This is a genomic window from Rhizobium sp. BK251 (assembly GCF_004345245.1).
Classification (GTDB): domain Bacteria; phylum Pseudomonadota; class Alphaproteobacteria; order Rhizobiales; family Rhizobiaceae; genus Rhizobium.
The window spans coordinates 13,158-32,175 of sequence record NZ_SLUQ01000017.1 but is presented as its reverse complement, the minus strand read 5'-3'; the positions used below and the strand labels follow the sequence as shown (position 1 = coordinate 32,175).

Genomic DNA, 19,018 nt, shown 5'->3' with positions numbered 1-19,018 from the left:
ATCGTCCCCACCCGTTACAACGAGCCTGACCGAAGGCGCCGCGAAGCGTCCCAAGCGGCCGCTTCCGTTTCAGCCGGTACCCAAATTATTGTTGACTAGGAAACCTCTTTAAGGTAGTTTCCTTGTCAATAAAGGATACCTCGTGACCTCAATCTCGGAACTGACCGATCACACCAGGTACTGGATGCGAATGGTGTCAAACGCCGTGTCGCAGGAGTTCGCGCGCAAGGTCGCAGGCGAAGATGTCACCGTCGCGGAATGGTCGTTCATGCGGGCGCTCTACGACTTGGAGCCTACGCCTCCTTCAGTTCTTGCCGAGAGGATGGGCATGACGAAGGGGGCTATCAGCAAACTGGCGGAAAGACTGGTAGCCAAAGGATTGGTTGAGCGGGCGGAAAGCCAGCAGGACAAGCGCGCTCATAGCCTATCCCTGACGACGGAGGGGCGGACCAAAATCCCGGTGCTGGCATCGCTTGCCGACGAGAACGACGCTGAATTCTTCGGCGTGTTGACAAGAGAAGAGCACGAAACGCTCGACCATATCCTGAAGATTCTCGCCGAACGGCGCGGCCTAAAAGCAACCCCGGTGGACTGAACCCGCCGGCCACACTCAACATTGAGATGAAAGGAAGCCGCCATGGACGCGGAACGGTTTTCTATTGCCGAAACTTGCCTGCACGCAGCTCACGATGGAAGCCTGGGCTTTCCGGAGATTGTCGGCAAGCTGATCGCTGCCGGCTTCGAGGGCTACACCGTCGACTATCGCCGCAACAGCCAGACCTACTATCTGCCGGACGGCGACAGCGTGACAATGGATATGCAGTCCCCCGCTGGCAACGTCGCCGCTGCCTTCGATGCCGCCGAGATCGAGCGTCTGGTGCGATGGGCGCAGGCGAACCCCGCCGACTACCACTACGTCGCTTTCTGTGAGAAGGCGAAAGCCGCCGGTTGTGCGGGATACCTCGTCTCTTTCCCGGGCCGCCGCGTCGTCTATTTCGGCCGTACGGCCGAGACCCATGTCGAGCACTTTCCACAGTGACGGAGCACCAGTCATGACGCTTTTCCCATTTTTGATCCGCGGCCTACCGTTCGCTCCAGGCATGGGCATGGGTAGTGAATAGTTTCGCCGAAACCTACGGGCTTCGGTTGATTTGTCGACTTGGGGCCGCCGGCAGCCTTTCATCGCCGCCCTCTTGACGATGGCTGGACTGGTTTGCAGCTTCAACGTAAATTGTCGCTAATGGTGTGCGTGGTTCACTCGTTAGTCATCAATTATTCCCACCGGTCGCGGCCGACTTTTTACGATGCGTCCAGGTTCCTGACAGTTTTCTTCGCGGCTCGAAAGGCGTTGAAATGGATCAGCAAGTGAGTGTCGGTGGGAACCACGTAATTGTCGTCGATGACGATAAGAATCTTTTGATTGCGTTGCGCCGAACCCTGTCAGCGGCAGGCTGGACCGTGGACTGTTTTCTGTCGATCGCGGAGTTTGAAACACGCATTGCGCCGCCCGACCCGGGTATCCTCCTGCTCGACATGGAATTTCCAGGGGAGACCGGCTTGGAACTGCAGGCCAGGATGACCGCACGCGGCGACAGACGGCCTATCGTATTCATGACGGGTCGCGATGAGGTGCCTCTAGCCGTTCAAGCAATAAGAGGTGGGGCGCTTGACTATTTGGTAAAGCCCTTTGCGGAAGAGACCCTCTTGGATGTTGTAGCCCGTGCAATTCGTCTTGAGGCTGATCAGCAACTAGAAAGGACTGAAATATGCGCGTTGGAAGAGTCATTTGACAGTCTCTCCACCCGGGAGAAGGAGGTCATGGCACATGTAGTTGCGGGCAAGATGAACAAGCAGATTGCTGGTGAACTCTCGCTGGCTGAGATTACCGTGAAAGTTTACCGCTCTCGAATGATGCAAAAGATGAAAGCTTCGTCCGTTGCAGCACTTGTTAGCCTGCACGAACGCCTGCGCCGGCGGTAATTCGTTGAGCGTCGGGCGACCAACTCCAGATATGCTTCAGCTCTCGCTTTGGCCGAATTGGTTTCGGGCAATAATGCCGCTGTTCTTCGCGACCGCTATTTATACTATTTTCCTGGTGGCCATGCAGCCGCTCTACGAAGCTGGTCGTGTACCGGTTATAAATCCGACCCCGATGCTGTACGGGGTCGCCTTAATTCTGACCCCCCGCTGGCATCGCCTTTGGGTATTTCCTTCTGTAATTGCCGCGACCTTCCTCTCTGAGTGGAACATGGAAGGCAATGTCGACTATATCAGTATCGTGGGTACGTCGCTCTCTCGTGCAGCCGGCATTTTGATTTTCGTGATTTTTCTGGACATGTTGCTGCGGTCCGGCATTGACGTCCGGCGTCCCAGGCACGTTGTTGCCCTTGCCATTGCGATGATAGCGTCTCTTGCGGTGCGAAGCTATCTGCTGCCATTCGTGGTCCCGGATAGCGTCACCGCCGGCACCTCCGTGGTGTCTCGATTCATCGACGCATTCGTTCCAAATACGCCGAAGGCTCTTGTGGCCACAACTCTTGGTCAAGCTGCCGGACTGCTTGGAATGGTGGCGTTTGCGCCTCCGATGCTGTTGCTCGCGACGTCGCAATGGAGGTGGCCCTCGATGAGGGAAGGCTTGCAGACCCTTTCGATTGGCGTCTTGATCGTTTTCCTGGTCTGGTTCGTTTTCAATCAGCCGAATGGTTCTCTGCTCTTCCTCATTACTGTCGCCGTAGTAGTTGTGACGTTCTCCTCGGGTTTCCTCAGCGCATCATTGACCGTCTTGGCGATCGGCTTTGCTGCGCTGGGCGTGCAACTGAATAATTTAAGACTTGGCGTCTTCAGTGTCTTGGATGTCGAAACACTAACAGTGCAATGCTTTCTGGCTGCTACGACACTGGTCACCCTTCTCGTTGGCGCGGCACTTGAACAGCGCAAGCTTTTCCAGACCCAATCAGAGCTCGACAGGCGAGCCGCAGAACAAGCTGCCGCGGTGAAGACCAGGTTTTTGGCCACAATGAGCCATGAGATCAGGTCTCCGTTGGCCAGCTTGGCGCTTCTTACGTCAGCATTGCGGACATCAATATCCGCTGACGATGAGCGAGCGGAATCAATCCGCATCATCGACAGCATCGGTCACCACGTTTTGAGCCTTCTCAATGGTGTCTTGAACTACACTCGGTTCGAGGCAGTCGGACATGTGCTTAACCGACGTCCAACCAACGTCAGTCTTCTGGTTGAAAACGTCGTGGCCACTCTCGTGGTGCAGGCGCAAGAAAGAGAGATTGAGCTTGAAGTAAATGTCTCCGCTGCTCCCTTTGACGTGACAATCGATTCCGAGCGCGTAAGCCAGGTGCTCATAAATTTGGTGGGCAATGGCCTGCAGCATGCGCAGACCAGGGTCTCGGTGTCTGCCGAGTTCATGGGAAATCCTTTTGATCGCCTTCGCGTCACTGTGATGGACGATGGGTCAGGTATACCAGATGGCGCGCAGGAACATATCTTTGAGCCCTACTTCCGGGCGGAAGGCGAGACTCGAACTGGGCGCGTTGGGTTGGGCTTGGCGATATGCAAAGAGATTGTCACACTCATGGACGGTACAATTGGTCTGGACATTGGGGCCGGTCACGGTACGGCTTTTTGGTTCGAAATTCCGTCGCCACGCTTCGTTGGATCGGATGGCCAGGTTTGGAAATCCTGAGAATCTTGAGGTCAGTTCTTGGAGCCCTTGGGTGACGTTATACTCATGTACATCTAGGATTCACGCTTTCTTTGGTGTGTGATGTCGCGGCTAGCCGGAAGCGGTCAGGATAGGCGCGAGCCCAGGCAAAGAGGTGTACGATGGACAGGACAGCCGCAGATGTCGGCTTCGAGCCCGATATTCCGTCTGATACGGAAACAGCGGTTGCCCAGCGAGATGCTGTCTCTGGCCGGGTCGAGATGAGTGACGATCAGTGTCTAGGCTGGGCCGACGAGGCGCTCGGAATTCAAAAGAGGGAATTTGGCACTTACCCCGTTCGGGATCTGCCCGACCACTTGCGGCCGCCGGAAGGACTGGCTGAGGAGATTCATGAGATCAATGCTCTTCTAACCGCGATCTTGATGGGAACACATGCTCTCTATTTTTGGCTGAACGCCAATTGTCCAGATATTGAAGCGGCGCAACGCACCTCATTGCGGCTGCAAGAACAGCATAAAATGCTCAATGCCCTCGTCAATTCAGTCCCCGAGCGGCCGTCTGGGCCGTTCTGAGGAAGCGTACGAGGGCTGCCAGTCAACGACTGATGGTGAGGGAATTGGTCTTCCCAAACGATCGTTGTGCCATCGGGCTCGCGGTCTTGAGCACATCAGCAGTGGGACAGAACTCACGAGGATGGTCCGGCGACGCGGCCCTACGGCTAGCCATACCGGGCGACAGCAGTTGGGCGTCCCAGTCGTCGCACGGCGCTCCCATAGTGCGCCGCCATTGCGCTATAGGTCCTGTTGACCTGGGGATCGAAGTGGCATGCCTTGATGATCGCCACCTTGGCATTGTCGGGAACCAGTAAGGCTGGCGCACCGCCGAAGAACTCCAGCGCCTGGATATGGCATTCAATCCAATCGGGTAGTGTCTCTGTCCAGCGCGCCTGCGCAAACGAAAGGCTGGACGCTCCCAGGACCGCCACGAACAAGTGCGCCTGCCGCGTCTTACCCGACAGCCGATCAACGACGACCGTGACCGCGTCGCCGGCATAATCGACGAAAAGCTTGTCGCCGGCAGCATGATCTTGCCGCATCGTCACCGGCAGCTTCAGCGCCCAGCCGCGGTAAAGGTCACAATACCGGCTGTAGCGGTAGCCGTCGGGATAACGGCTCATGTATTCGTCCCAGAGAATTTGCAGCGTCACGTGCTTGCGCTTCAGCTCGCGATGGACCTGCGCTAGTCCGGCTCCGGCGCGCGACGATGACCCGTCTTCGTCCCGGCCGCCTTGTAGAGCGCCGCCTCCAGGACGGCATCGCTCACGTCGTCGTCCAACGGCCACGAAAGACCCGCAACCGTTGCCCGCCGCAGCGTCTCGCGCACCGTCGACGGTGCTGCCCCGACCCGAACCGCAATCGATTTGTGGCCCAGTCCTTGTTCAAAACGATATCTCAGTATCTCGCGGACACGCCGCATCTCCAGTCTCTCCGCAGGCATCCCGTTCCTTCCTCGTCAACATCGACGGAAGGAACTTCACACCGGCAGAACGCCCACGCCACATCCCTGCCAAAGGGGGCGGCATCATCTCGGAACAAGGGGGCGACTAATTCTCGGAACCGGGGGGCGAGATCATTTCGGAATCAGGGGGCGGGTTGCCTCGGAATTTGCAGGCTGATGCTCGGAAAGCAACGGGTTAGCGGTTCGAGTTGGTTCAAGAACAAAAAAAGAGGCAAAGCCCAATCACCAGGGCTGCCGCTAGTCCGCGCCTGAAGTGAGGCGAATGCCCGGCCCGCCATCTCCGGAGTAGAGCCCGTCCAGAAAAGTAACCCCGGCTTTTTCAAACACGGTTTGCAGTGCGGCGATCGTTCTGGGCTTTGACTCGTCGCCGCGCTCGAAGCGCACGATGGTGTTGGTTGAAACCTCCGCTAGCTCAGCGAGCTGTTTGACGCTCATGTCCAGCGCAGTACTCGCCATTTTACACTGGATAGGCAATATTGTCGCCATCGTATGTTGAAATCGCCTTGACGTGGCGATTGTGACGGATTGCATCACCATGGGCGATTCTCTCCGACTGATGCATCGTTCAACTACATCCGACCCGCGTGATCAAGAGCGATCACGCGGCAGAGTAGGCTTGCCTAGGGGCATTTTGCTTCCGGCCCGAATCCCGCGGGTATTTAGCAATGGAACTGCGCCAGCTTTCCTACTTCGTCGCAGTCGCCGAGGAGCTCCACTTCGGCCGCGCCGCCATGCGGGTCAATATCGCCCAGCCGGCGCTCTCCAACCAGGTGCAGGCGCTCGAGCGGCATCTCGGCGTGCAGCTGTTCAACCGCTCGACCAGACGGGTGGAACTGACCAGGGCAGGGGCGGTGTTCTATGACCGCTGTGTTCGGATCCTCAGCGAGATTGATCTCTCGGCCGAGGTGACCCGCGCGGCGGCGGGAAAAAGTATCCGCCAGATCAAGATCGGCACGGTGCATCCGGCAACCAGGAGCGTGCTGCCGGCCTTCCTGGCGAGGATCGCCCGCAAATATCCCGATATCCGCCTGCACATCACCAGCGGCACCAGCGACGACATCATCCGCCAGCTGGAGACCGGCCGCATCAATCTCGGCTTCATCCGCCCGGTCGAGAACATCGGCACCTTGCGCTTCTTCTCGATCGCCCAGGAGCACTATCTGCTTGCCGTCGCCAGGAGCAATCCACTGTCGAAGAGGGAGGAGATCTCGGTCGAGGACCTGAAGGACCAGAAGATCATCGCCTTCTCACGGGCGAACCTGTCCTATACCGAGCGCTACTTCGCGTCGCTGTTCGACGAGCATGATCTGAGCGGCAACATCGCCTATAGCTGCGACGACACCTTCTCGCTGGTGTCACTGGTCTCTGCCGGCCTTGGCATCGGCTTTGCGCCGGAATGGACGGCCAATCTTCCCGAGCGCAATTTCGAGCTGAAGAAGGTCAGGGGCATCGACCTGAAGATCGGGCTTGGGGTTGCCTGGAACAAGGAGGATCCGACGGCCGCCCGCGACGACATCATCGACATCGCCCGCTCGCTCGCACGGCCCGGTAGATGAGGTGAGGGGAGGCGGCTGCCGTCTGCGTCCGCCGCCCGTTCGTCTCTCCCCCTGCCACATCCTGCCTTGCCGATCATCTCCGTGCGACTGCCGCCATCGCGCCCTGCTGCGGCTCTGGTCCTGCCAGGCACGCAGCGCCCGCAACGGCTTTGCCGTCCTCCACTGCGTTGCGGCCCTTCGGGTGCGGGCGCTGCTTGCCGCCTGGCTCTGGGACCGCCGTAGCAGGTCGCGATGGCCGCGACCTCAAAACGGAGGTTCCAACATGGGCAGGCAACAGGGCAATCAACGCGCCGATCTCTATAGCCGCATCACCGACACGATCATCGCCGAGCTCGAGCAGGGCGTGCGGCCCTGGGTCAGGCCATGGACCTCTGGTTCCGTGACCGGCGCGATCACCCGGCCACTGCGCCACAATGGCCAGCCCTATTCGGGCATCAATGTCCTGCTTCTGTGGTCCGAGGCGATCGCCCGCGGCTTTGCCTCGTCGACCTGGATGACCTTCCGCCAGGCGATCGAACTTGGCGGCGCAGTCCGCAAGGGCGAGACCGGGACCACCGTCGTCTTCGCCAGTTCCTTCATGCGCAGGCAGACGTCCGAAACCGGCGAGGAGCTGGAACAGGATATTCCCTTCCTGAAGAGCTACACCGTCTTCAACCGCGACCAGATCGCCGGTCTCGACGAGCGGTTTGACGACATCGCCCCGGTTGAGGATCCGCTGATCCGCATCGGCGATGCCGGCCGCTTCTTTGCCAATACCGGTGCGATGATCCGCCATGGGGGAACGGCAGCCTATTACGTGCCGGCCCGCGACTATATCCAGATGCCAGCCTTCGATGCGTTCATCGATGATGGCTCCTATGTCGCAGTACTCAGTCACGAGATGACCCACTGGACGGCAGCGCCGCATCGGCTTGATCGCGATCTCAGCCGCTATGCCAAAGACAGGAGCGCACGCGCCCGCGAGGAGCTGATTGCCGAACTCGGCAGCTGCTTCCTCTGCGCCGATCTCGGTATCGTCCCTGAACTTCAGCCACGCCCGGATCATGCGAGCTATCTCGCCAGCTGGCTCGAGGTTCTCGGCCGCGACAGGCGGGCGATCTTCACCGCGGCCGCCCACGCACAGCGCGCCGTCGACTACCTGCATCATCTGCAGCCGGATGTCGACGCTGATCATGGCGATGATGATGGCGACCATGACCACGAGGAGGCGGCGGCGTAAGCCGCCGTCTCTTCCACGATCAGTCTCCATCATCAGTCACGCGTTCTCGCGAACAATCCGGCAAATTCCCGGTCGGCAAAATAGCGCAGCTTCGTGGCAGTGATCGGACGCTGGCCGGCAAGGAACAGCAGTTCGATATCGCCCGGAAGATTGCGCACCTCGTCGGGCGTCAGCAGCGAACGTCCGACATGCTTTGCGGCAAAAGACAGGCCGGTCTTTTCCGAATCGAGTGCACGTGCGGCCGTCTGGAAGACGACGGTCTCCTGGCCAAGCAGGTTCGAGACGAGGCGGGCGCTGTCGTGATCGTTGACGCTAAAGACCTGCAGCACGCCGGCATTCGACAGGAAGGTGCCGGCGCGCTGACCATAGGTGGCGTGCAGCTGATGGATGTCCTGGACGATCGGCCAGAGCTGCACGCCATAGCCGGCCATCAGGCCCATGGCGCGCTCGATCGGCGCCAGATGACCAAGGGATGCGAACTCGTCGAGCAGATAGAGAACCGGCGGGCGGGAGGGAGCCGACAAGGGAGACCGTCCGGCAACTCACCGAAACCAATCCTTTCGAGGCCTTCTCGCGCTAAGGGAAAGCCACACTTTCGAAATACCCCGAGACGACTTGGCAAGGGGAACGAAGCGTCTCCGCGACGTTCATCCGCGTCACCTCGGGCGTTTCCAACGTCATGCTGAACTGGCAGGGTCGTTTTGCGATGGCGGGATGCTGTCTCGCTTTCATCACATGCCTCCTCGGTAACTGTCGCGTCATCTGAAAAGACCTGCCTGAGTCCATGATCCTTGAGTAGTCGATCGAGGTCCGTCAGCGCTTGCACCGATACCTGCGGCTGTCCCAGTTTCATCGCGGCACAGGTCGGGCGGTCGAGTGAGAGCGGCGGTGCAAAAGTCGGCCCCGGTAGCGGCGGAATAATCCAGCCGCGGGCGGAGTAAAATCCGGCCACCTATTTCCTTCTTGCAATTATCGCAGGAGGGACAGGGGATCTACACCACTACCTGGGACATGATCCCCTGGAACTTTATTTAAGGGTTCGCCTGGCTGTTTCCGAAGGAATGGTAGTCCTCCCCGTTTTAACGGGGTTCAGCGGTAGAATTCACGCAGCCATTTTCAGTTTCTGAGCGAGTGTGATCCCGCCAATGCCTATGTTGGGCCTTTCGTGGTTAATGTCCAAAGCCATTCCGTGGCGATGTCCTGCACCTCCGTTATGCTGTCAAAAATATACAGATCAAGCCATTCATGCCTGACCGTTCGGTTGTATCGCTCGATATAGGCGTTCTGCTTCGGCTTGCCTGGCTGGATGTAATTCAAGGCAATCCCTTGAGTTTCGGCCCATCCAGTGAGCGTCGAGCTGACATATTCGGGGCCGTTGTCCACTCTGATCGCCAGCGGTTTGCCTCGCCATTCGATGATTTGGTTGAGACTACGCACGACCCGCTCGGCTGGTAGTAAAAAATCGACTTCGATGCCCAAGCCCTCGCGGTTGAAATCGTCCAACACGTTCAAAAGCCTGAATTGCCGAGCGTCTGCGAGGCGGTCGGCCATGAAGTCCATCGACCAGACCATGTTTGCCGCATCCGGCACTGCCAGTTCATCCGGATTCTCGCGCTTCATCCGCCGACGGTGCTTGATCCTTAGGTTCAGTTCAAGCTCCCGATAGATGCGCTAGACCCGCCTGTGATTCCAGCGATGCCCCTGAACATTGCGCAGATACAGGAAGCAGAGGCCGAAACCCCACGTCTTCTTCATCCTCACAAGCCGATGCATCTTGTCAACGGAAAACAAACCATCGCACGGGAGAAGCAGAAATGGCCAAGGGCCAAATACGCAGCAAGCGGGAAGCTCGAAAACCGAAGATGCATAGAAACGCAACTCCGATGACTGCGGCGCAGGTAGCACAGGTCAAGCTTGCTAGCAACGGCTTCGGCCTGGGGAAGAAACAGAAATGAATTTGCTGAGGAGGCGCCGGATACAGCGCCTCCGCTGATTTTCAATCCATTATACAGATATCACCGCGAAGCTGATACGGACGATTGCAGTCCCAGCCATTGCCCGTCGAGTTGAGATGGGCGTTTTCGGGAAGCTTGATCTGTAGGCATTCATCGGCTTTCATTTGGAAGCCTCGGTCGCATTTCCATTTCTGCCCGTAGGGAGCGTCGACGAAGATAGCGTTCTCCGGAACCTGAACGGCGGCACACGCCTGATCCCTCTTCTCAAGTCCTCTATCGCACCTCCACTCGTCTCCGCTGGTTGTCAGATAGGCGTGGGCGGGGACTTCGAGCTTGACGCATGCCTGTTGTGTTGCGCGATAACCTCTTTCGCACTCCCAACCGGATCCTGGGGTGTTATCCGACAGGAATGCGTTCTCCGGGACTTTAATAAGGTCGCAGCCCGCATTGCTTTGACGGTATCCACGCAGGCATCTCCAGCGGTCGCCGGAATACGGGTCGAGATATGCGTCGGTCGGAATTTGGACGGTGAGGCATTGATCGCCCTTCTCAAGAAAGCCGTAATGGCAATCCCAGCCTTTTCCATAGGAAGAGTTCGTCAGAAACGCGTTGTCCGGAAGCTTCACCTCGAGGCAGGTATCATCCTGCCTTCGAAAGCCACGATTGCACTCCCAGCCGGAGCCGTAACGGCTTGCCTGGGCATTTTCGGGCACTGGCGTTGCGGTCTGGCCCAACGCCCCGGAGCTGAGTCCCGATGCAAAATGCAGGAGAACGGTTATCGTCAGGGCCAGCGCCCTGCAAGATGATTGGCGCATGAGTTTGTCTCCAATAGGCCTGCATCTGTGATCTCGAGGTCCGAAGGCCGAGACACAACGCTGATGGGCAGGAAAGAGCGAAAGAACGATACCGTTGCGCAGCTACCAGCGCCCTGGCTTTTTCTCGGGAGCATTCACGGGGATAGTGGGTGCCGGTGATATCTCGGGGCCGACAAGTGACGGGCCATGAAGCCGCCGTCTCTTGCGCACCATGCGAAAGGCTTTCCGGACCTTCCGATTTCCTGGGTTTTGCTTGCTTTCGTAGTTGGCCTTCAGGAGCATTTTCTGGAAATAAAGCAGGAAGCTGGCATGTGAGGATCGGGACGACATCGCGTCCTCCTCTTGTCGGGGCTAGGGCGCACATACGTCCCTCAGGCGGCAGCGCCCTGACCAGTTGCAGCCGACATAGTACCCTGGACTTCATTTCCGCCTTTGGCAAGCAAGGCTTTGACTATTCCTGCAGCGTCTTGAAAGAGACGCATTGCAACACTACATATTGCAACACTACATAAAGAATACGTTTTCAGCCCTCCGGCTACCTGATCCTCCCGGCTGTGCCGGTTGCTTGGCAACCCTCATTTGCGAACGTTGCGAACTCCGCGGTACTGGCTGGAGCGGCTTGCGCCGGATATTTTCATCCGGCGTGCACACTGAGGATGTCATCATGATCAACACCACCCGCCATGCCGTCGAACGCCTGTTCAAACGTTGTTTGGGTTCCGAAGACGGATCCGACGCGGCAAAGCTGCGAGATTTGCGCAGCAGACAAGTTCTCCGGACGCGGGAAATGAAACCAAGATGCAGCAGCGTCTCGAAAAGCGGACTGCGGACACGGTCGGGCTGACCTCATTCTTCCGTTGACGTCGCAGGCCGGTGAAGCCCGACTGTCCTCGACAATCGCTCCAATCGCAAGGGAACGGGTTTATGGCAGCTTTCGACTATCGTGCAGGCGCAGGGCTTTACCCATGCAAGACGATCAAGAGAAAAAGCCGCCTCCGCTACAAAAGGTTCGATTCCGCCGCCGATGCCCTTCGCTTCGCGATCGAGGACATGCCGGCCTCTCTCCTTCGAGGGTCCATTCTCGAAGTCGAGGAAGCGCGTTTCGATGGCGTGCAGATGCGCAAACTCTACGAAGCCGAGGCATATCCGCTGACGCGCCGGAAGCCGTGAGGCGGCGGTGCCGCCGCGATCTGCCTGCCCGCTATGTTTGCATGATCCTATAAGCGCAGCAGTAGGACCATAGGCGACAATTTTCCATATCTTCTACCAATGCAAGGACTGAACAGTGAATACGATCACGCTTACATCCGCCCAGATCAGGGCCCGAAGCTCGCGAAGGAAGGCGACCTGTTTCCGCGGGAGGCAAATAAATGGACACATCGCGATGCCTCCGTCACCTACGCAAAGAACGACCGGTTTCGGGAGCGGCCGCAAAAGGTCAGGTTTCTGACGTCGGCGACCTTGGACACATTGCTGGGATTCGGGCTGCCGCGCAGTCTCGATTCCGACGAGGAGACGCAAGAGGCCGCCCGCGGTATTACCCATGGCCGGCAAGATGTGGCTTCTGAAGAACAAGTAACCTATTGAGAACGCCGTCCCGGCGTGCCAATTTTTGAACCGGAGCTGTCATGACCCTTTTATTTCCGAACAGGAGCCGCAGCTTCGACGATGTGCGCAAGGTGGTGCGCTTTCTCGGCTATGACGGCATGTTCGAGGTTCGGTTCTTCGTGGAGACGACCGCACTTCCAAGGACGTCGACCGGAATGTCGGAGACGGACTACCTCAGGGCCTTCGATGCGGCCCCCCCGATATTCAGGAAGCCGCGACGAGACTTTATCACCCCAGGCGCGGAACGACCTATACGCTCACGGCTGCGGATCTGGGCTAGCCTGTGACCTCCGGAGCCGCCTTGCGAGGGTTTTCCATGAATACCAGGACGAGCATCAGAAGAGTTACCTTCCGGAAAGCTTTCAAGTTGCCTGGAATGGAAGAGCACACGCACCCGGCGAATTCGATGTTCAGATCGACGAAGAACCTCTCGACGTCATGTGGGAAGGCTATCACAGAACGATGACCTTCATCTTGACGTCCGGCGGTCTGACCGAAGCGCTCAGCGTGACCGAAGCTGCGCTCAAGGAGGCACTTGTCAGCGATCGCCAGGAATAGCTCAATCGAGATGGGAGATCTCTGGTCCGTAAGGATTGGTTTACGGCTATCTCAGGCGAAAATTCGCCTGCGCGCATTCGGCGATGAAGTCATCGCGCATTTCCTCAGACGTGATCAAGTCTTTCAACGCATCGTAACAACGATGACGCGCTCTCCAGTAAGGAAATCCTGAGAGGTGGCTCGGTTTGTCTGAACAATTTCGGGCGTTTCGCTAAGTGGATTTCCGTCTCGATTATGCTGCCACCATCATCGGTGTCAGCGCGTTGAAGTAAGCCTGATCCGGCGTCTGCCGGTCAAGGGATGAATTTGGGCGTCGGCTGTTGTAAAAGGTCAGATATCGGCCAATGCCGACACGGGCCTCGGATACAGTCTTGTAGGGCGGGGAGGTAGACTTCCTCGTATTTGATCGACCGCCAGAGCCGTTCGACGAAGACATTGTCCCGCCATGCGCCTTTCCCATCCCCCTAGTCCCCGGTGACGTATTTAACAGGTGTGTTAAAATGTAAAACACTTACAGCCCGCCGCACATGGGAATTGATTGTCGTCTATCGCAACGGCGTAGATATCCTTTAGAAAATTCAAACCCCTTTGGTGACAAACACCACGAGCCTGACCAAGTGCTCATTTTTGCCATGCGATATTTTGAGGTGAGGCGATGCTACTCAGTTTGGTTGTAGATTTCTTTAACGATCAGTCCAATAACGTGCACCCCGCGTTTGCCTTCGGATACTGCGCAGTCGCAAGTCTTCCTTCGACCGATCGGTTCCGGGCGGGATTCGAAATCGAATTATGGCTTCACTGGCCTGCAGCGCACTCGCAGTCATCTCCTTTATGAAGTTATAACAACATAGTTTTTCTGCGTTTACGCATCTATGAAGGTATGATTTGCTTTCCAATCTCCGATCCGGCATTATGATTTCACACAGCTTCGTAAAAAGCCGCGAAGGACGACTTCTATAGAGAGGATGAAGGTAAAGCTTCATGGCCGAAAGAAGCGCAAATATTCTCTTTAAAGACGAGCTTGCCGGCATATTGATCGAGACGGTCAACGGCGGCACGCGCTTTACCTATCATAGCAACTGGAGCAAGGGAGACATAGCTTGTTGCTTTCCTGCCATACGGCGTGAGCATGAATGGGCGATCGGCTTGCATCCATTCTTTCAGCATCTTGGGCCGGAAGGATGGCTCCGCGAAGAACAGGCTCGTTCAGCGCATGTTGTTGAGGAGGACGATCTTGGCCTGCTGTTGCGCTATGGAGCAGATTGTATCGGCGCGGTAAGCGTGTTGCCACCTGACGCGGCAGGATCGTTACCCGACATTACCGAAGCAACGGCGACGCCAGGGCGCACCGTCTCCGGTGTTCAAAAGAAATTGCTTGTTACCCGCGACGAGAACAATCGCTACACACCTGCGACTGCAATCGGACCTGCGTCTTATATTGCAAAATTCAACTCGGACCGCATTGACAGCTTGGTCCGAAACGAGGCGCTAAGTCTGCGCTGGACTGCCGCGATCCTCGGAGAGCAGGAGGTGACGAAATTCACAACATCATTCATCGAAGTGATTGGTGAAACGGCGCTCATCGCCACGCGGTTCGACCGTGGACCGAACGGCGAGAAGTTGCGGCTTGAAGATTGTGCGCAGATACTCAGCAAGCCGAAGGGCCAGGATTACGCAGGCAAATATGACGCGGCCTATGAGGACATAGCGGCCATCATTCGGCAGCACTCCGTGCGCGGGACGATTGATCTGCTGCGGTTTTTTAATCGCCTGATTGTCTTCACCCTCGTTGGCAATTGCGATGCGCACCTGAAAAACTTCTCCCTACTGGAAACAGGGGCGGGACTGCGCCTGTCGCCAGCCTACGATGTGGTGAACACAGCTCTTTATGATGGGTTCGACCAGACATTGGCACTGTCGATCGGTGGTCAGAAAGTCCATCTGGAGGCGGCGGGCCACGATTTGTTCCGCCGGTTTGGAAAGGATATCGGCTTGCCCGAACGCGCAGTCGATTTAACTTTCGCCCAACTCCGGCGCCGGGTTGCCCAAGCGGAAAAAATCATCATGCCGCCGCCGGCCGAACAAGCCGATGGCTTCAGACACAAATTCAAGGAGATCGTGGACAATTCATGTTTGAGAATACTGGAAACATAGCGCCTCTAGCATGGCCACGGCTTGTGGAGGAAACCCTGCGGCGTCGTAAGGCGGAAGGTTTGACGCAAAAGGATCATGCTGCCCTCGCGGGCGTCAGCATTCCTACGATGGCAGCCTTTGGGCGCGGTGAAACGACGATCACCTTGGCCAAGGCTCTCGATATCCTGCGGGTGGTTGGTCTCGTGGACGAACCTGCAGAGGGCAATACGCAGGAACGGTTCGTTCTCGATGCCTTTGAACGGTGGCGCTCACTGGTGGCGCCGTTGCCGGACGACGCACCAGCGCGGTTTCCCGACGGCTGGTATCGCATGGACTACTGGCTGGAAGGCGATCTGAAGCCGGTGGAACTGGGCGCCTTCGAGAACATCTTACGCAATGCTGTCGTTCGCAAGACAGGTTGCCCGCCGTTCTGGCTGCCCGATCGTGATGGCATTCGCCCGCTTGAGGTAGACGGGGTGATCGAGTGCTGGCTTGGACCGCCCGACGGGACCCGCGAGCGCATGTTTTACAATCCCGCTCATTGCGACTTCTGGCGCGCTGCGCCGGCCGGCCGCATGTTTCTGATCCGCGGTTATCAGGAAGACGGCGAAGAAACGTTCCCGCCTAGGACGATTATGGATACGACCTTGCCATTGTGGAGAATGGGCGAGGTACTGCTGCATGCGCAAAGCTTGGCTTCCTTGCTCCGTAGGGATGATACCACCCCAATCACAGTGCATTTCCGCGCCATGTTCACTGGCTTGAGCGGACGCGTGCTGCGCTCCTGGGCAAACCCATTGAGCAATCTTCTGGTAGAAGGCTATCCGGCCAAGAGCGATGAGGTTGTGCTTGAGGCAACGATCCCGGCTGACAATATCGAAGAGCGATTGGGTGAACATCTTCTGCCGTTGCTCACATCGCTCTACGAACGATTTGGTGTTGCCGGTCTGTCCATCAGTCGCGTGAATGCAGAAGCGCATCGGTTGCTGACGAGCAAGATGGGTGTTCGCCAGTCAAGACATTAGTGATCTACAGCCAGTCGATGTTGGAAACTCAAAAATTGGTTATGTGGGAAATCTAACGAGTAGGAACTGGTTGCTTTCCCTACTGCCATAGCGGGCCCAGACGAGGTCCTTGCCGTATTGATGCGTACGTCGAAGCCCGGGGCGCTGGCCTCTACGAGGATCCATCCTACTTGGTGATCGAGGATGTGCCAGCAGGCCGCTGGGACAGCGACGTTTCGAACCCGAGATCAAGGAAAATCCTCTACAAGAAGCCCGGCTACGCGTCAGTCGACTAAGACCAGATCGGCTGATTGGAAGTCAATGGCCCGCTAATTAGAACTCACAAGATCGCAATTGGGAAGGAGGAATGCCTTCTGGATGCGGTTCGTTGCTGGCACCCCCGCAACCACTGAGACCCGATTATTTGCACATCCGAGTCGCTTCATAGAAAGCTCCTCCGCATAAGCGTAGAGGAGCTTTTGTTTTTGGCTTCCATGGCGGCGAGGATCGCGGCGGTCCGGCTGCACTTCGAGTGGGCGTTTCGTCGTAGCTTCTGCCATTGTTGGGAAACCGGATTGCCATATTGGCGACTTTTCGTGGTCGCGATGTTGAGGTGCTCCGGCAGCGATCAGTCGACGGGATCAACCGCCGCTTCTTGCGTCCTTGGCCAAGGCGGCTTCAATCTCCTGCGCGGACACTCACAGGCGCTGCCTGGTGCGACTGCTGTCGCAATCTCGGCACCATCAACGAACTCAGCAAAAAGGGGTGGGCGAAGGTGATTTCGGTTTCCGTGGTGCGTTCCATCATGAACGCCGCGTAGCGTCACACAGACGATAAATGCCACGCTGAGCGCCGGCGTCGACTTTATGAGAAACTCAAAATAGTGGAGCCGACGGGCACTTCGCATCAGATTGTCGGGAAAGCAGATGCTGAAGGCGGAAGACATGCAGTCCTCCCTTGTTGGGGCTGAGGCACTCTGTGCGCCCACAGGCGGCGACGCCCGTTTCAGATACTGCCACTCGTTAAAACATGCTGCGGGAAGCCCCAATTGCAATGTGCAATCACCCAGGCTGGATGACACTTGTCGGAGGACACCCAATCTCAAACCTCGATCGGAGCCTGTCTTCCCCATCGTGCCCGGAATTTCGAGATCGTTTTGCGGCCGCCAAGCGAAAGATACGGATGGAGCCTGCCGTTTAGGAATGCGAAGTGTGACTTGGACAGAAAATCGGATCAGACCGCCCGGTGGGACTTCCAACCGTCGGTTTTGCTGATCGTCGTACCATCACGGGATCGCACGCCGCGGCGGTGGCCGTGCCCTTTCGTAGTGGCCGTCCTGAGTGCAATTCAGATTTCCTTCATTGCCTTTGTCTATCGCCGCGTCGTGTGCCACCTGGACTGTTGGCACTAGATTGGCTTGGCGGGTATTTCTCCGCTTTCGGCAGGACGTCGATCAGCTAGTAACATAACCAAAGCCTCGCGTTCTGGCCCAAATGGGCGCTGGTCTAGGAATGAAGTCACGGGAGTTGTCGTTTCATGACCGCCCGACGATGGATTACCACGGTGAACGACAAATTCTGTATCGGTCGCCGCGTCTACGCCCAAAAACCACCGGTCTCCATTTGTGCTCGAAGCAAATTCTCTGAGATTTTTCAAGTTGAGGCTCCTTCTTTGAAAAAGAAATAGAGCGTTCGACTAGGATTGCGACCTAATATTTCGCTTCCCCCAACTTTCGCGGTTTTCATGTAGTTTCGGCAAGTCTGCCAGTTGGTTATTGGGTGGTGGTCTATTGATGTCGTTGAAATCTATGGCCCTGCTTGGTTCCGGCAGTTCCCACTAAGATTCCCGAGTAGGAAATCGTCGACGGAAGCCTTCTTGAATGTTCCAAAGCGCTTTCCAAGATCATCTGCTCCGGCACACTCAACGACACCAATTTTCTTCGCTGCGCTTGTCAAAGCTCCTCGAGGAAGAAACGCACCATCTCGGCTGAGGCGTCCGGTCCATGAGGGTCGGTATACGAGCCGCTGCCATGGCCGCCTGACCACGCATGGCCGGCCCCTTCGACCAGCCAGTGTTCCACCGTCGGCAGCCCCTTTGGGTCGGCAACAATTGTTCTCGTATAGGTTCGCCCGCCTGCTGAACGGCCCGTTTGCGTTTGGGTGGTGGAGTCTGATGGAGCGGCGGCCGTCACGATCCGTTTGGAGTTGGAAGGATGAACCGTCCGGTCCGCACTTCCGTGGAAGACGATGGTGCGAACCGGCTCCATCGCGCGAGTACGGCGCTCCGGGCGGGACATGAAACCCGCGTCCCCTCGCATAACGGAAAATGCGGACATCACGTCGTTTGCCGATCCATAGGGAAGTCCGGAATGGATGCCCGTTGCGGCATAGAGATCGGGATAGGTTTCGCCCATGACGGCCGCCATTGCGCCGCCTGCTGAAAGGCCGGCGACGAAAATTCGGCTGCGATCGAGGTTGAATTCCGACATGAGCTCCGCGGTGATTCCCGCAATGATCGCAGGTTCTCCAGCGCCGCGCATCTGATCCGTCGGCCTGAACCAGTTCCAGCAGGACGAGGCGTTGTCCACACCGGTCTGGCCGGGATAGGCGACGAGCAGGCCGCGTGTCTCGGCAATATCATTCATGCGTGTCCCAATAGCAAATTCGTCGGGATCCTGCTTGCAACCGTGAAGCATCACGACAAGCCCGCGCGGCTGGTCATGTGCAGACTCCGGAATGTAAAGCTTGTAGTTTCGTCGACCTGCTGCGCCGACGAAGGATCGCGTGAGATATTGCGCCCCGATTGCAATCGCAAGAGAGGGACGCTGTTTGGCGATGTCGGGCAAGCTGGACAACGACATCGATTCAAACCGGCTGCTCGCGGACCGTCCTTCTCGCAGGATACGCAGGACCTCCCCCATGGGCTTTCGCAGCCTTTGCGCGGCTGCACCTCCGCTTGGCCCCTCAGCGATTT

14 protein-coding genes and 5 pseudogenes are annotated in these 19,018 nt (G+C 57.4%); 12 read left to right on the top strand and 7 right to left on the bottom strand.

The features are described 5' to 3' along the window. The first annotated feature begins 142 nt into the window (after positions 1-142). From EV286_RS30445 to EV286_RS30425, 5 genes are all read left to right on the top strand, one after another. Positions 143-595 (top strand): MarR family transcriptional regulator, encoded by a 453-nt coding sequence (locus EV286_RS30445; RefSeq protein ID WP_132960990.1) that lies wholly within the window; start codon positions 143-145, stop codon positions 593-595. Between the two features lie 42 nt (positions 596-637). Continuing rightward, positions 638-1,039: a DUF1398 family protein gene (locus EV286_RS30440; protein ID WP_132960989.1), complete on the top strand. Its 402-nt coding sequence runs from the start codon at positions 638-640 to the stop codon at positions 1,037-1,039. A 314-nt stretch (positions 1,040-1,353) separates the two neighbouring features. Further along, positions 1,354-1,980 (top strand): response regulator, encoded by a 627-nt coding sequence (locus tag EV286_RS30435; protein ID WP_132960988.1) that lies wholly within the window; start codon positions 1,354-1,356, stop codon positions 1,978-1,980. 31 nt (positions 1,981-2,011) lie between these two features. Continuing rightward, the gene (locus EV286_RS30430; protein WP_132960987.1) at positions 2,012-3,700 is read left to right on the top strand and encodes an ATP-binding protein; all 1,689 of its coding nucleotides are present in this window, start codon (positions 2,012-2,014) and stop codon (positions 3,698-3,700) included. Between the two features lie 140 nt (positions 3,701-3,840). Then, positions 3,841-4,251 (top strand): hypothetical protein, encoded by a 411-nt coding sequence (locus EV286_RS30425; protein ID WP_132960986.1) that lies wholly within the window; start codon positions 3,841-3,843, stop codon positions 4,249-4,251. Positions 4,252-4,439: 188 nt separating this feature from the next. On the opposite strand, the pseudogene istA reads toward EV286_RS30425, so the two are convergent. Continuing rightward, positions 4,440-5,155 (bottom strand): annotated as a pseudogene (istA, locus tag EV286_RS30420) (IS21 family transposase); the annotation flags it as partial. A gap of 279 nt (positions 5,156-5,434) precedes the next feature. After that, entirely contained in the window at positions 5,435-5,653 is a 219-nt protein-coding gene (locus EV286_RS30410; protein WP_207909952.1) for a helix-turn-helix domain-containing protein, read from the bottom strand. Positions 5,654-5,862: 209 nt separating this feature from the next. Between EV286_RS30410 and EV286_RS30405 the strand changes: the two genes are divergently transcribed. Next, a complete protein-coding gene (locus EV286_RS30405; protein ID WP_132960984.1) occupies positions 5,863-6,753 on the top strand; it encodes a LysR family transcriptional regulator in 891 nt (296 codons plus the stop codon). A gap of 262 nt (positions 6,754-7,015) precedes the next feature. Beyond that, positions 7,016-7,972, top strand: a complete 957-nt coding sequence (locus EV286_RS30400; protein ID WP_132960983.1) for a zincin-like metallopeptidase domain-containing protein — start codon at positions 7,016-7,018, stop codon at positions 7,970-7,972. Between the two features lie 32 nt (positions 7,973-8,004). Here the strand turns inward: EV286_RS30400 and EV286_RS30395 are convergent. From EV286_RS30395 to EV286_RS30385, 3 genes and pseudogenes are all read right to left on the bottom strand, one after another. Further along, a pseudogene (locus tag EV286_RS30395) lies at positions 8,005-8,487 on the bottom strand (type IV secretory system conjugative DNA transfer family protein); the annotation flags it as partial. Positions 8,488-9,074: 587 nt separating this feature from the next. After that, a pseudogene (locus EV286_RS30390) lies at positions 9,075-9,721 on the bottom strand (IS3 family transposase); the annotation flags it as partial. A gap of 247 nt (positions 9,722-9,968) precedes the next feature. Continuing rightward, positions 9,969-10,742, bottom strand: coding sequence for a hypothetical protein (locus EV286_RS30385; protein ID WP_132960982.1), 774 nt, complete (start codon positions 10,740-10,742; stop codon positions 9,969-9,971). 924 nt (positions 10,743-11,666) lie between these two features. On the opposite strand from EV286_RS30385, the gene EV286_RS30375 reads away from it, so the two are divergent. The 3 genes and pseudogenes from EV286_RS30375 (at position 11,667) to EV286_RS30365 (ending at position 12,630) form a co-directional block, all read left to right on the top strand. Then, complete coding sequence (locus EV286_RS30375) at positions 11,667-11,912, top strand: hypothetical protein (RefSeq protein WP_132960981.1); 246 nt, start codon at positions 11,667-11,669, stop codon at positions 11,910-11,912. A gap of 99 nt (positions 11,913-12,011) precedes the next feature. Continuing rightward, the gene (locus EV286_RS30370) at positions 12,012-12,329 is read left to right on the top strand and encodes a hypothetical protein (RefSeq protein WP_245500882.1); all 318 of its coding nucleotides are present in this window, start codon (positions 12,012-12,014) and stop codon (positions 12,327-12,329) included. A 41-nt stretch (positions 12,330-12,370) separates the two neighbouring features. After that, positions 12,371-12,630, top strand: a pseudogene (locus EV286_RS30365) (DUF1488 domain-containing protein). A 510-nt stretch (positions 12,631-13,140) separates the two neighbouring features. Here the strand turns inward: EV286_RS30365 and EV286_RS30355 are convergent. Next, positions 13,141-13,369, bottom strand: a pseudogene (locus EV286_RS30355) (integrase core domain-containing protein); the annotation flags it as partial. 520 nt (positions 13,370-13,889) lie between these two features. Between EV286_RS30355 and EV286_RS30350 the strand changes: the two are divergent. After that, a complete protein-coding gene (locus EV286_RS30350) occupies positions 13,890-15,062 on the top strand; it encodes a HipA domain-containing protein (RefSeq protein ID WP_132960980.1) in 1,173 nt (390 codons plus the stop codon). Then, complete coding sequence (locus EV286_RS30345; protein ID WP_132960979.1) at positions 15,038-16,066, top strand: transcriptional regulator; 1,029 nt, start codon at positions 15,038-15,040, stop codon at positions 16,064-16,066. Before EV286_RS30350 ends, EV286_RS30345 begins: the two co-directional genes overlap by 25 nt. Positions 16,067-17,996: 1,930 nt before the next feature. On the opposite strand, the gene EV286_RS32640 is transcribed toward EV286_RS30345, so the two are convergent. After that, positions 17,997-18,905, bottom strand: a complete 909-nt coding sequence (locus EV286_RS32640; RefSeq protein ID WP_281041148.1) for a PHB depolymerase family esterase — start codon at positions 18,903-18,905, stop codon at positions 17,997-17,999. Positions 18,906-19,018 lie beyond the last annotated feature (113 nt).